The sequence below is a fragment of the Roseitalea sp. genome, assembly GCF_984466335.1.
In genome coordinates, this window is sequence record NZ_CFIFWG010000044.1 from 1 (window position 1) to 12870 (window position 12870).

Consider the following 12870-nt stretch of genomic DNA (forward strand, 5'->3'; position numbering starts at 1 on the left):
ATCGCCCGGATCGAGCATGACCGTCACCAGCGCGCCGGGCGCCCGCCCGATCAGATCGAGTGCGACATCGCCGTTGAGCGTCAACGCGCCGTCGGGGCTCGCAAGCGCCAGGCTGGCGATGCGGGCGACGCCGCCCGTCACCGTCACCGGCGCCTGGGCACCGCCAAGGCCGGTGCCCCCGGCAAACAGCGCATCGCCGACGATCGCCTCGATCTGCGCGGGCTCTATGCCGAAGCCGATGGCGTCGGCCGCCGCCAGGATGGAGGCCATGGCGCCCGCGTCGAGCCCCGCAACGGCGACATCGCGCACGGCCGCAACGCCCGTGCCGGTCAGCGACGCGCCGAGCGTATCGAACGTGTCGCCGCCGCCGGTCAGCGTCAAGGCAAGGTCCGCCGTCCCGGCCACCGGGACGGCCATCGCGACGAGGTCGCCCAGGGGCGCGCCCCGGAGATCGACCCGCGCGCCGAGACTGATCGCGCCGCCGGCGTTCTGGACGCGCAGATCGCCGGCAACCGCCGTCCGCGCGCCGTGGCGTCCGCCCAGATCCTGAAGCACCATAAGGCCGCCATCCATCGTCAGGCGCCCGCCAGCATCCTCCAGCACGACCGGTCCGGCCAGGAGCCGGTCGGCCGACAGGTCGAGCCGCACGCCCAGATCGCCATGGAGCGGCGCGCCGAAGGGCGTATCGGCGCCAAGCGGGTCCACATGGCCGGTCAGAAGGCCGGCGACGAACATGGCATCGAGCGCCGAAGCATGGAGCGCGCCGTGCAGCGACGGGCCGAGCACGGCGTCGCCCGTATAGGTCAGATCGCCGGTCACGGCGCTGCCCGCGATCGAAGCCGACAGATCGTCGAACCGCCAGACCTCGTCCGAACGGCCAAGCGCCGCCCGCGCATCGACCGGCGTGCCAAGGCCCGTGCCCGGCAGCGCATGGCCGAGCGCGGCCAGCCAGGGCTCGGCATCGGCGAGCGCCAGTACCAGATCTCCGGCAAATCGCGACGGCCCGTCATCGCCCGCCAGTTCGCCCTTGAAGGAGAGCGTGTCCGAGCCGGCCCGCGCCATAAGGGCGATCGCGTCGGCCCGGCCATCGGCCCGGCGCAGCGAAAAGCGCGCTTCGCCCGGCTCGATCAGGCCGACCGATGCGCCGCGGTCCACCATCAGGGGCACGCCGGCGACGGGCAGGAGGCGCAGCGCATCGTCATGGGTCAGGGACCCGTCGAAGGCGAACGCGTCGATCGCACCGGTCGAAAGGGCATCGTCGAGGCTTGCCTGCGCGAACACGCCGGTGCCGCCCGCCTCGCCCGAAACGCTCGCCGACGCCTCCAGGCGCGCAAGGGCGCGGGTCGTGCGGGCCGAGCCCACCACGGTCAGTTGCGTGTCGAGCAGCGCTGCGCGGTCGCGGCGGGCGACAAGCGCCAGATGATCGAGCAACGGCAGGCCGGCAAAGCGCTCTGCCATGGCGGTCACGAACGGGGCGCCGGCGGCGGCGAGCACGCTCGCATCGAAGGTCACGGCGAGATCGGCCCCCTCCAGCCGTTCGACCGCGCCGGCGCCGGTGATCGAGGCGCCGTGCACGGCGGTCACGATCAGGCGGTCGACCTCGGTCCGGGCGCCGCGCGCGCGGATCGCCGCCTCAAGCGTTGCGGCCGGAACGCCGCCAAGATCGACATCGTCGAGCGCGAGCGCGATGTCGATATCGTGGCCGCCGAGCGCCAGCCCGCCCGCCTCGGCGCCAAAGATGCTGGCGAGCGCTTCGAGCGTCGGCCAACCCATGCCGCCGCCGGCGAGGTCGACCGTCATATAAGGCGCCGCGGTCCGGCCGCCGCGCCGCGCCAGGCGGCCGGTCAGGCGCGCTCCATCGAGCATGATCACGACATTTTCGGCGACCTGCCGCTCGGCGTCCAGCGACACCGCGGCGCTGATGCCCGCGCCCGAAAGGCGGCGGATCGGCTCGTCGACCGTGCCGGCAAGCCAGCGCGCAAGACCGGACGGCTGGCGAGAAGCGATAACGAGATCGCCGCTGAACCGCGCCGCGTCCATGCCCGCGCCGGGGCGCGGCAGCGTCAGCAGGCCGTCGGCCTCCAGGGCCGTGCGGCCGGGAAGGTGCGCATCGAGCCGGTCGATCCGCCAGTGCCGGCGATCGGCGCCGTCGGGCTCGGGCCGGGCGATGAGGCGCACGTCGCGCATCGTGGTGTCCCCGACGACGATCGCGGGAAGATCGAGGTTGACCGTGCCCGGCACGGACGGCCAGGGCAAGCCGGCAAGGACAGCGTTGACGGCCGACAGCCGCTCGCCCAGCCCCATCGCCGTGCCGGTTTCGGCCTCATCGGCGCCGACGGGCACATTGACCTGCGTGCCGCGCGCGGTGAGGCGGTAGCCGGGCTCGGCACCTCCGAACAGCGCGGCGCTGCCCGTGACCGTGTAGGGATCTTCGGGGTTGCCGAACGCGCCGCGGAACGCGCTTATATCGATCGCCCGCGCGGTCGCCGCGAAGTCCCCCTCGATGCGGTAGGACTGCTCGCTGCGGTGCGGCAGCAGCGTCAGCGCCCCCGCATAGGCGACCTGGCCCGCCTCATCCCGCGCGACACGGCCGTCGGAGACGATCCGCACCAGTTGATCGGGCAGGTTGGCGGCCACCCGCAGGGAAAAGCCCTCGCGCGTGAACTGGCCGGTCGACAAAACGAAATCGGCCGGAAGCGCTTCGAGCCGCGCCGTGCCTTCCGCACGCCAGGGTCCGAAATAGCTGTTCGCCGAAACGGCCATATCGAGGTCGGAGACGGTCCAGCGGCGTTCATGGGCCGGATCGAGCACGATCAGCGTGCCGTTTTCCACGGTCGCGTTTTCAAGCGTGATCTGCGCCGGATCGATCAGGCGGGTTTCGGGCGGGCTCCAAAGGACCGCGCCGTTCGCATCGAGCGTCACCGTCACCACCGGATCGACGAGGCGCATGTCGAAGATCAGAACGTCGCCCGAAAGAAACGGCGCAAGCTCGACGTCGAGCGAAAACCGCTCGGCGACGATGACGGGCGCCTCGGGCGGGCCGACCTCGACATCGGAGAAGCTGACCGAGGGAAAGGGCAGGATGCGCGCCGTCGCCTCGCCCGCCACGCGCACGGGCTGGCCGAGCAGCCGCGTCGCCTCGGCCTCGAACCGGCTCTTATAGTCCGACCAGTTGACGAACAGCGGCGCGAGCAGCGCGGCCATGAGAACCACGACGAGCAGGCCGCCGATCAGAACGAACAGGCGCACGGTACGAACTCTCCTGCGCTTCCGGCGCGCAACGACGCCACGGCTCCTTTTCAAACCTCAAAGCGACAAGATCAAGGCTGCACAGGCGGCCTCAGGGGCGCAGCACCTTGCCGGGGTTCATGATATGGTCGGGATCGAGCGCCGTCTTGATGGCTCGCATGACGCCGGTGGCGCCGCCCAGCTCCATTTCGAGGAACGCCATCTTGCCCTGGCCGATGCCGTGCTCGCCCGTGCAGGTTCCGCCCATGGCGAGCGCGCGCATGTTGAGCCGCTCGACAAAGGCTTCGGCCGCGGCGATCTCGGCGGGCGCGTCCATGTCGATCAGCAGCAGCACGTGGAAATTGCCGTCGCCCGCATGCCCCACGATCGGCGCGACCAGCCCGTGCTCGGCGATGTCGGCCTCGGTCAGGGCGATGCATTCGGCGAACTGCGAGATCGGCACGCACACATCGGTCGAAATGCCCTTGGTGCCGGGGCGCAGCGTCAGCGCCGCCCAATAGGCGTCGTGCCGCGCCTGCCAGAGCCTGGACCGGTCCTCCTCGCGGGCCGACCACAGGAACGGGCCGCCCCTAAGGTCGGCGGCGATCTCGCCAAAGGTTTCGGCCTGCTCGGCAACGCCCGCCTCGGTGCCGTGGAACTCCACGAACAGGCAAGGGCCTTCGGGCAGGTCGAGCTTCGAATAGCCGATCATCGCCCGCATCTGGAGCGCGTTGACCAGTTCGATCCGCGCCACCGGCAGGCCCATCTGGATCGTCATGATCACCGCGTCGACGGCCGCGTCGAGCGTCGGAAACGGGCAGACGCCTCCGGTGATCGCCTGCGGCAGGCCGGCCAGACGCAGCGTCAGCTGCGTGATGATGCCCAGCGTGCCTTCCGAGCCGACGAACAGCCGGGTCAGGTCGTAGCCGGCCGAACTCTTGCGCGCGCGCTTCGCCGTTGTGATCTTGCGGCCGTTCGGCATGACCACCTCAAGCGCGATCACATTGTCGCGCATGGTGCCGTAGCGCACCGCGTTGGTGCCCGAGGCCCGCGTGGCGGCCATGCCGCCAAGGCTGGCGTCGGCGCCCGGATCGATCGGAAAGAAAAGACCGGTGTCGCGCAAATGGGCGTTGAGCTGCTTGCGCGTGACGCCCGGTTCGACGACGCAGTCCAGATTTTCGGCGCTGACTTCAACGATGCGGTCCATCTGGCTGACATCTATCGATATTCCGCCGCCCGGCGCGTTGACGTGGCCTTCCAGCGAAGAGCCGGTTCCGAACGGAATGATCGGCACGCGGTGCGTCGCGCACACATCCACCGCCGCCTGAACATCGTCGGCGCCCCGCGCGAAAAGCACCCCGTCGGGCGGCTGGGACGGGATGTAGGTGGTGGTGTGCGCATGCTGTTCACGCAGGGCGGCGCCCGTCTGGAAGGCATCGCCAAAGCGCTGCTTCAAAATGCCGAGCGCGGCCGCGATGCCGTCCTCGTTGCGCGCCACCTGCGCCAGATCGCCAAGGGCCATGTCACGTCTCCCGAAGCGCCCCGGCCCCAGGTGACGGGCCGGCGAGCGTCTTGTCAAACCGCGTGTCGCCAACATGCAGACGCAGCGCGCCGGCCGCAAGCCGCCCGCGCCCGTGCGGGAGCCTGCACGGCTGGCGACCGCGCATTATCGGGGTGGCCGGCTTGCCGATCCATGCCCAATCCGTAATGTGGCCGCAAGGGCGGTCAAGCTGCAAATTGGGCGTCCGAAACCGGGGACGAGAAAGGCGCAGCAGGCAAGGCCATGGACCAGCAAGCGATCCGCAAAGAGCTGTTCGTCACGCCGCCCCAAAGCATCGAGCCCGGCTGGATCGACTATAACGGCCATCTGAACATGGCCTACTATCTGGTGCTGTTCGACCGGGGATACGATGTGGTCTGCGATCATTTCGGGATGGGGCAGGATTATGCCGCAGCGCGCCGACTGACCACCTATACGGGCGATGCGCGCCTCACCTATCTGCGCGAGGTGCATGGCGATGCGCCGGTGATCACGACCTTTCAAATCCTCGACCGGGACGAAAAGCGCATTCACAGCTTCCAGCAGATGCGCCATGCGCGCGAGGGCTGGGTGGCCGCCACCTGCGAGACGCTGACGCTGCATGTCGACATGGCCGGCCCGCGGGTCTGCCCGTTTCCCGACGATGTGATGGCGCGGATCGAGACCATGGCCGCCCGGCAGGCCGCCCTGCCCCGGCCCGATCGCGCCAGCGCGCCGCTCGGCATCGGCCGCAAGCGGGCGGCGGGCCGATGAAGCCCGGCGCGCGCCTTCGCGCATGGGGCTTTGTCCTGGTGCGCTGGGTGCGGCCGAACCTGCGCACGTTCCTTGGTTCCGGCACGCCGAAGATCTGGCTGCTTTCGCTGGTCATCGGAGCGATGGTGGCCGTCGCCGCGATCGTGTTTCGCGAGGCGATCGGCCTGGTTCAGTACTGGTGGCTGGGCAACACCAGCGAACAGACGCTGACGGCGGCGCAGAACGTGGCCTGGTACTGGGTGCTCGCCGCGCCGGTCGCCGGCGGCGTCGTCGTCGGCATCATGCTCGAACGGGTGTCGATGCGCCGCGCCGGCAACGTGGCCGACGTGATCGAGGCAAGGGCGATGACCGGCCGGCCGCTTGACCTGAAGGACGGGCTCTGGTCGGCGGCGATCGCGGCGGTCTCGCTCGGCTCGGGCGCAAGCGCCGGCCGCGAGGGGCCGGTGATCCATCTGGGCGCCACGCTCGCCTCGGTCGTCGCGCACCGCCGCAAGCTGCCCGAATGGTGCGCGCGCACGCTTCTGGCCTCGGGCGTCGCCGCGGCGATCTCGGCCTCGTTCAACGCGCCGATCGCCGGGGTCCTGTTCGCGCACGAGGTGATCCTTCAGCACTATGCGATGCGCTCCTTCGTGCCGATCGTGATCGCCTCCGCCGTCGGATCGGTGATCGCGCGCATCTGGTTCGGCGATACCGCCGCCTTCATCATCCCCGACTACCAGATCACCTCCTATTGGGAGTTTCCGGCCTTCGCCCTTCTGGGCGCGGTGGCGGCGATCGTCGCCGTCCTGTTCCAGTTCGCGCTGTTTTCGGCCGACTATGCCGCGCGCTCGGTCACCATACCGCTGCGCTACCGGCCGGTCATCGGCGGCGCGGTCATCGGTGTCATGGCCGTGTTCTTTCCGCATATTCTCGGCGTCGGCTACGAGGTGACCGACAAGGTGCTTTGGAACCAGTTGCCGCTGTCGCTGCTGATCGTGCTGATCGTGATGAAGACGGCGGCGACGGCGATCACGCTGGCCGCGCGCTTCGGCGGCGGCATCTTCTCGCCCGCCCTGTTCCTGGGCGCGGCGACCGGCGGCGCCTTCGGGCTGATCGCAGGCGCAGCGTTCCCCGAAATGGCCTCGTCCGAGGGGCTGTACGCGATTCTGGGCATGGGCGCGGTGGCCGGCGCGGTGCTCGGCGCACCGATCTCGACGACCGTGATCGTGTTCGAACTGACGGGTGGCTACGCGCTGTCGATCGCGCTGCTGCTGACCGTGGCGATCGCCCATGGCGTCAACCAGGCCGTGCACGGCCACTCCTATTTCCACTGGCAGCTGGAGATGCGCGGCCTGTTCGACCATCAGGGGCCGCACCGTCAGTTGATGCGCACCAAGACGGTCATGGACTTCATGGACCTGGTGCCGAACGAGGGCGACCCGGAGCGCCATGACCCCGAATCGGACTATCCGACGCTTCGGCCCGGCGATTCGCTGGAGATCGCGCTGCGCGCGTTCGACGCGTCCGGCCACAGCCGCCTTGCCGTGGTCGACCCGCGCGATGGCACCAGGATCATCGCCTGGGCGACGCAGGTGCGCGCGCTGTCCTACTTCAACAAGGCGCTGATCGAGGCGAGCGTGGAAGAGCACCGGTAGCCTTGCCTCATTCTGAGCCTGTCGAAGGATGGGGAAGAAACATCCCGCATCGCCCTGCGACAGGCTCAAGGTGAGGCCGGACGGGCGCTTCCTTTCGTCCCTCAAATCCCTAAATTGCGAATCGATGAGCGATCCGTTCGACGACATACCCTTTGACGACGCGCACGGGCCGGCGCCCGCGCCCAAACCCGCCGGCGGGCCGGGCATCGCCGCGCGCGCCATGGGCGCGCGGGGGGCGACGGCCTATCTTGAAGGGCTCAATCCGGAGCAGCGCTCGCCGGCGCCGGCACCGGCAAGACGCGGGTCCTGACGACGCGCATCGCCCATATCCTCGCCCAGGGGCTCGCCTGGCCGAGCCAGGTGCTCGCGGTCACCTTCACCAACAAGGCCGCCCGCGAGATGAAGGAGCGCATCGGCGTGCTCGTCGGCGACGCGGTCGAGGGCATGCCGTGGCTGGGCACCTTCCATTCCATCGGCGTGAAGATGTTGCGCCGGAACGCCGAGCTGGCGGGCCTGAAATCCGATTTCACCATCCTCGACACGGACGACCAGGTCCGGCTTCTGAAGCAGCTCATCCAGGCCGAGGGGCTGGACGACAAGCGCTGGCCGCCGCGCCAGTTCGCCCATATGATCGACGGCTGGAAGAACAAGGGGCTGGGCCCGGCCGACATCGCCGAGGGCGACGCGCGCGCCTTTGCGAACGGCAAGGGGCGCGAACTGTTCGCCGCCTATCAGGACCGGCTGAAGACGCTGAACGCGGCCGACTTCGGCGATCTGCTGTGCCATCCGATCCGGATTCTCAAGGCAAACCCGGACGTGCTGGCCCACTATCAGGGGCGTTTCCGGTACATCCTCGTCGACGAGTATCAGGACACCAACACCGCGCAATATCTGTGGCTGCGGCTTTTGGCGCAGCGGCGAATTGAAGGCGGCCCTCCCTCCGTGGCAGGGAAAGCCTTTGCCACCGGCAAAAGCGCCAGCCCGCGAACGGACGCAAGCGCGGATGCGATTGCGGAAAACGAAAACGGCAACAAATATTCGCCTCTGCCGAATATTTGTTGCGTCGGCGACGACGACCAGTCGATCTACGGATGGCGCGGGGCGGACGTCGACAACATATTGCGTTTCGAGAAGGACTTTCCGGGCGCAAGGGTGGTCAAGCTCGAACGCAATTACCGCTCGACGGCCCACATTCTGGGCGCGGCCTCCCACCTGATCGCCCACAATGAGGGCCGGCTCGGCAAGACGCTGTTCACCGACGCGCCGGACCCGGACGATCCCAAGGTGAACGTCCACGCCGCCTGGGATTCGGAGGAAGAGGCGCGCGCCGTCGGCGAGACGATCGAGCGCCACCAGCGCGACGGCTGCAAACTCAACGACATGGCCATTCTCGTGCGCGCCTCCTTCCAGATGCGCGAATTCGAGGATCGCTTCGTCACGCTGGGGCTGAACTACCGCGTCATCGGCGGTCCGCGCTTTTACGAGCGCATGGAGGTCCGCGACGCGATGGCCTATTTCCGCGTCGTCTGCCAGCCGGCCGACGATCTGGCCTTCGAGCGCATCGTCAACACGCCCAAGCGCGGCCTTGGGGAGGCATCCGTGCGGCTGATCCACGACTATGCGCGCGCCAAGGGCATGCCGATGCTGGCCGCCGCCGCCGAAATCGTCGACACCGAGGAGATGAAGCCCAAGCCCCGCGCCGCGCTGCGCGCGCTCGTCGAGAACTTCACCCGATGGCAGGAACGGCTTGAAAGGACTCCGCATTCCGAACTGGCCGAGACGATCCTGGAGGAAAGCGGCTACACCGCCATGTGGCAGGCCGACCGCTCGGCCGACGCGCCCGGACGGCTCGAAAACCTCAAGGAGCTCATCCGCTCGATGGAGGAGTTCGAATCCATGCGCGCCTTTCTCGAACATGTCTCGCTGGTGATGGACGCCGAGCAGAACGAGGACATGGACGCGGTGTCGGTCATGACGCTGCACGCGGCCAAGGGGCTCGAATTCGACACGGTGTTCCTGCCCGGCTGGGAGGAAGGGCTGTTCCCCCATCAAAGGGCGCTGGACGAGGGCGGCCGGTCGGGCCTTGAGGAGGAACGGCGGCTCGCCTATGTCGGCCTGACGCGCGCCAAGCGCCATTGCCATATCTGGTTCGTCTCCAACCGCCGCATCCACGGCCTTTGGCAGTCGACGATCCCCTCGCGCTTTCTGGACGAGCTGACCGAGGCCCATGTCGACGTCGCCGAACCGCCCTCGCCCTATGGCGGCCATGGCGGCTACGGTCAGTCGCGTTTCGACCGCGCCGACGCTTTCTCCACACAGCGCGAATCGCCCGGCTGGCGCCGCGCCCGGACCAACCGGACGGGCGCGACGCGCGACAATTGGGGCTCAAGGTCGGGCGCCGCCGTCGAGCGCATCGGCTATGGCGAGGCGGATTCGGGCTTCGGCGCCGGCACGGGCTCGGTCAAGGGCCGGACGATCGAGGGCGAACTGGTCGCCAAGTCGGTGGCCGACGAACCGTCGGCCTTTTCGGTCGGCGACCGGGTCTTCCACATGAAGTTCGGCTACGGCAACATCACCGCCATCGAGGGCAACAAGCTGACCATCGCCTTCGACAAGGCCGGCGAGAAGAAGGTGCTGGACGGGTTCGTGGAGGCGGTGTGAGCGGCGCCGGCCGCAACGGCCGGCCATGACATTCAGCCCGGCTCGTCTATGATGCCGCACCATGAGCGAACTGAAATCGAGCAGATCGATCCTTGAGGCGATGACGCGGGCGGAAGCGGAATCGAGCGATCCGGACTATCAGGCATGGGTTCGCCGCGAGATCGAAGCGGCCGTGGCATCCAACAAGGCGCATCCCGAACGCCGCATCCCGCAACGGGACATGTGGAAGAAGCACGGCCTTGAATCTTAGCTTTTCGCGGGAGGCCGACACCGACCTCGATGCGATCAAGGCCCATATTGCGCTGGCTTCGCCGGCAGCAGCCGAAGCGACCGTTTCCCGCATCCTGCAATCGATCGCCATCCTGGAGGGTTTTCCTTTGATCGGCCGGGTCGGGCGGGTCGACGGAACACGGGAGTTCCCGGTCACCAACCTGCCATTCTTCGCTGTTTATGAGATTACCAGCGAGACCGACCTCACGGTTCTACGCATCATCCACACCAGCCGGCGCTATCCCTTCCAGGACGATTAGAGCGCATCTGGCTTAGGTTGGCTCGTTCTGCCGGAGGGCTTCGTGGAGGCGGTGTGAAGCGGGCGCTCAGACCACCGCCTTCTTGTAGATGTGCCATGTGGCGTGGCCCAGCACGGGCAGCGCGATCAAAAGCCCCAGGAACACCGGGATCATCGCCGCGATCACCATCAGCGTCACCGCGACGCCCCAGCCGAGCATGACGAAAGGGCTCGCCGCCACCGTCTTCACCGAGGTGATCATCGCGGTGACGAAATCGACATTGCGGTCGAGCAGCATGGGGATCGACACGACCGTCACCGAGAACAGCGCCAGCGCCAGAACGGCGCCGACCGCATGGCCCACGGCCAGGAAGGTCCATCCCTCGGGCGTGGTGAACAGCGTCTGGGTGAAGCTCTCCCAGGTGGCGAACGAGGCGCGCCCGAGGATCAGCGCGATCAGAAGGCGCACCTGGTACATCCAGATCCAGAAGATGAACAGGACGACGAACGCCATGAAGGCCAGTTCGCGCTTGGATTGCAGGCGGATGACCGAGACGATCTCGTTCCAGGCGAGCGGCTCGCCGGCCGCGATCCGCCGGCTGACCTCGTAAAGGCCGACCGCGGCGAAGGGCGCGATCAGCGGAAAGCCGATCGCCACCGGATAGATCATCCACGGCATGTTCCACACGAGCAAGGACTGGGCGATCAGCAGGCCGCCCAGCACATAGATGCCGGCGAAGAAGAAGCCGAACAGGGGGGCCTTCAGAAAGTCCGAATAGCCCTCATTGAGCGCCGTGCGAATGTCGGCGACGGTCAGCGCGCGCACGTTGGGGATCATGCCCGAGCCGGTCGCGCCGCCCGCGCTGTTTACGCCGTTATCGATGTCTGTGTCCGACATGGCATCCTCCCTGCCGATGCGTGGATCGTTGGCCTCCCAACCGACCGACCCGGCCCGATCATGCCAACCTTCGCCGGACAAAATCAAGACGGGCCCGCGCCCGGCCGCCGCATTTTCACCCGCCCGGACGGACCGGCCGGTCGCTGGCCACCCCGTCCGATGCCTGCTATGGTGCGGTGCCATGAAAGCCGGCCCGAAACCGCTGGAACGCCCGCGCGGCGGCGTCGCCCCGCTGATCGTCCTGACCGCGGCCATCCTGGCGGCCGGCCTGGCGGGCGTTTATGCCTATGGCGCGCAGGGCGCCGATCTGTTCGTCGCGATGATCAGGACGGGCATGGCCTGGTGCTTCTGACAGGCCGTGCGCTCACCGGCATGTGAGCGCCTGCGCGCAAATGCGCAGGTGAAACCCGCTGCCCGCCGCACTAGAGATGGTATCCGAGCTCAATCGTCCGGTCACGCCCCATGCGCTATCTCTTCGCCGCCCTCGTCGTCGCTCTCGGCATCGCCCTGTTCGCGCTGACCTTCTCGATGGTCGACAGGAACGAGCAGGAGGCCGCCTATGGCGTGCCGTTCGAACTGGTCGACCAGGACGGCCGGCCGATCACCGAGCAGGCATTCAGGGGCCAACCAACAGCGCTGTTCTTCGGCTTCACCCATTGCCCGGAAATCTGCCCGACCACGCTCTACGAGCTGGACGGCTGGCTTGCCGAACTGGGCCAGGAGGGCGCCGGCATCGACGCCTATTTCATCACCATCGACCCCGAGCGCGACACGCCGAGCCTGCTCGGCGACTATGTGGCGTCGGTGACGGACCGGGTGCGCGGCATCACCGGCGAGCCCGAGGCGGTGCGGGAGATGGCGCGCGGCTTCGGCGTCTATTTCAAGCGCATCGAACTGGACGACGGCGACTACACGATGGATCACACCGCATCGATCTTCCTGCTCGATTCCAACGGCGCCTTCCGCAAGACCATCTCCTATGGGGAAAACCCGGATACGGCGATCGCCAAGCTGCGCAATCTGGCCAGCACCTGAGACAACGCGCCGGATCGCGCAAGGCCCATGCCGCAGACCCGTCTTTTCCTGACCACCGGCAAGGCGGACGCCGAACGCATCTTCGCCCGCCTCGAAGCCGCCTTCGAGGAGGAGGGGCCGCCCGTCGCCATCGCCGAAACCGCCCCGGACAGCGATAGGTTCGAAGTGTCGGTCTATGTGGATGCCGGCGCGGACGATCCGGCCGCCGCCGAGGACAGTGTCGCGGCGGCGCTGCGCGAGGCGGCCCACGGGGCCGATATCGAAGTCGAGCGGCTGGACGGTATCGACTGGGTGGCCAGATCGCTCGAAGGGCTGAGCGCGGTACGCGCCGGCCGCTTCATCGTCCATGGCGGCCATCAGCGCAAGGCCGTGCCGCCCGGCGCGACCGGCATCGAGGTCGAGGCGGGGCAAGCCTTCGGCACCGGCCACCATGGCACCACCGCCGGCTGCCTGATCATGCTCGACCGGCTGATCGCGCGTCAAAGACCGGCCGTCAGCCTCGATCTGGGAACCGGCAGCGCGGTGCTGGCGATCGCCATCGCAAAGCGGGCCAGAACGCCGGTGCTGGCCACCGACATCGATCCGGTGGCGATGCGTGTTGCCGCCGGCAATG

At 68.2% G+C, this 12870-nt stretch carries 12 protein-coding genes; 9 read left to right on the plus strand and 3 right to left on the minus strand.

Annotation, left to right across the window (positions count from 1 at the left end; genetic code table 11):
• Both AC5E6L_RS05995 and AC5E6L_RS06000 read right to left on the minus strand, forming a co-directional pair.
• A partial coding sequence (locus AC5E6L_RS05995) for an AsmA family protein (RefSeq protein WP_491771951.1) occupies window positions 1-3249 on the minus strand: 3249 nt, incomplete at its 3' end.
• A 91-nt stretch (window positions 3250-3340) separates the two neighbouring features.
• A complete protein-coding gene (locus tag AC5E6L_RS06000; RefSeq protein WP_491229077.1) occupies window positions 3341-4750 on the minus strand; it encodes an FAD-binding oxidoreductase in 1410 nt (469 codons plus the stop codon).
• Between the two features lie 261 nt (window positions 4751-5011).
• Between AC5E6L_RS06000 and AC5E6L_RS06005 the strand changes: the two genes are divergently transcribed.
• The 6 genes from AC5E6L_RS06005 to AC5E6L_RS06030 all read left to right on the plus strand — a co-directional run bounded on the left by AC5E6L_RS06005 (window position 5012) and on the right by AC5E6L_RS06030 (window position 10346).
• Window positions 5012-5521: a thioesterase family protein gene (locus AC5E6L_RS06005; RefSeq protein WP_491229076.1), complete on the plus strand. Its 510-nt coding sequence runs from the start codon at window positions 5012-5014 to the stop codon at window positions 5519-5521.
• A complete protein-coding gene (locus tag AC5E6L_RS06010; protein WP_491229075.1) occupies window positions 5518-7155 on the plus strand; it encodes a chloride channel protein in 1638 nt (545 codons plus the stop codon). Before AC5E6L_RS06005 ends, AC5E6L_RS06010 begins: the two co-directional genes overlap by 4 nt.
• A gap of 124 nt (window positions 7156-7279) precedes the next feature.
• Window positions 7280-7465: a hypothetical protein gene (locus AC5E6L_RS06015; protein WP_491771954.1), complete on the plus strand. Its 186-nt coding sequence runs from the start codon at window positions 7280-7282 to the stop codon at window positions 7463-7465.
• Window positions 7466-7482: 17 nt separating this feature from the next.
• A complete protein-coding gene (locus tag AC5E6L_RS06020) occupies window positions 7483-9816 on the plus strand; it encodes an ATP-dependent helicase (protein ID WP_491771971.1) in 2334 nt (777 codons plus the stop codon).
• A 61-nt stretch (window positions 9817-9877) separates the two neighbouring features.
• Entirely contained in the window at window positions 9878-10066 is a 189-nt protein-coding gene (locus AC5E6L_RS06025) for a hypothetical protein (RefSeq protein WP_491229073.1), read from the plus strand.
• Window positions 10056-10346 carry a type II toxin-antitoxin system RelE/ParE family toxin gene (locus AC5E6L_RS06030; protein ID WP_491771956.1) on the plus strand — a complete coding sequence of 97 codons (291 nt, stop codon included), beginning with the start codon at window positions 10056-10058 and terminating at the stop codon, window positions 10344-10346. Before AC5E6L_RS06025 ends, AC5E6L_RS06030 begins: the two co-directional genes overlap by 11 nt.
• Window positions 10347-10412: 66 nt before the next feature.
• On the opposite strand, the gene AC5E6L_RS06035 is transcribed toward AC5E6L_RS06030, so the two are convergent.
• On the minus strand, window positions 10413-11222 hold the full coding sequence (locus AC5E6L_RS06035) for a DUF2189 domain-containing protein (protein ID WP_491771958.1): 810 nt from the start codon (window positions 11220-11222) through the stop codon (window positions 10413-10415).
• 181 nt (window positions 11223-11403) lie between these two features.
• Here AC5E6L_RS06035 and AC5E6L_RS06040 point away from each other — a divergent pair, with 181 nt between their 5' ends.
• From AC5E6L_RS06040 to AC5E6L_RS06050, 3 genes are all read left to right on the plus strand, one after another.
• Window positions 11404-11574, plus strand: coding sequence for a hypothetical protein (locus AC5E6L_RS06040; RefSeq protein ID WP_491771960.1), 171 nt, complete (start codon window positions 11404-11406; stop codon window positions 11572-11574).
• 110 nt (window positions 11575-11684) lie between these two features.
• The gene (locus AC5E6L_RS06045; RefSeq protein ID WP_491230035.1) at window positions 11685-12257 is read left to right on the plus strand and encodes an SCO family protein; all 573 of its coding nucleotides are present in this window, start codon (window positions 11685-11687) and stop codon (window positions 12255-12257) included.
• A 27-nt stretch (window positions 12258-12284) separates the two neighbouring features.
• On the plus strand, window positions 12285-12870 hold a 586-nt coding region (locus AC5E6L_RS06050; RefSeq protein ID WP_491771962.1), incomplete at its 3' end, for a 50S ribosomal protein L11 methyltransferase.

Bases quoted from the DNA above. Each gene is read 5' to 3' on its own strand.
- AC5E6L_RS06000 (WP_491229077.1), bottom strand. From the start codon at position 4,750: ATGGCCCTTGGCGATCTGGCGCAGGTGGCGCGCAACGAGGACGGCATC.
- AC5E6L_RS06005 (WP_491229076.1), top strand. From the start codon at position 5,012: ATGGACCAGCAAGCGATCCGCAAAGAGCTGTTCGTCACGCCGCCCCAA.
- AC5E6L_RS06010 (WP_491229075.1), top strand. From the start codon at position 5,518: ATGAAGCCCGGCGCGCGCCTTCGCGCATGGGGCTTTGTCCTGGTGCGC.
- AC5E6L_RS06015 (WP_491771954.1), top strand. From the start codon at position 7,280: ATGAGCGATCCGTTCGACGACATACCCTTTGACGACGCGCACGGGCCG.
- AC5E6L_RS06025 (WP_491229073.1), top strand. From the start codon at position 9,878: ATGAGCGAACTGAAATCGAGCAGATCGATCCTTGAGGCGATGACGCGG.
- AC5E6L_RS06035 (WP_491771958.1), bottom strand. From the start codon at position 11,222: ATGTCGGACACAGACATCGATAACGGCGTAAACAGCGCGGGCGGCGCG.
- AC5E6L_RS06040 (WP_491771960.1), top strand. From the start codon at position 11,404: ATGAAAGCCGGCCCGAAACCGCTGGAACGCCCGCGCGGCGGCGTCGCC.
- AC5E6L_RS06045 (WP_491230035.1), top strand. From the start codon at position 11,685: ATGCGCTATCTCTTCGCCGCCCTCGTCGTCGCTCTCGGCATCGCCCTG.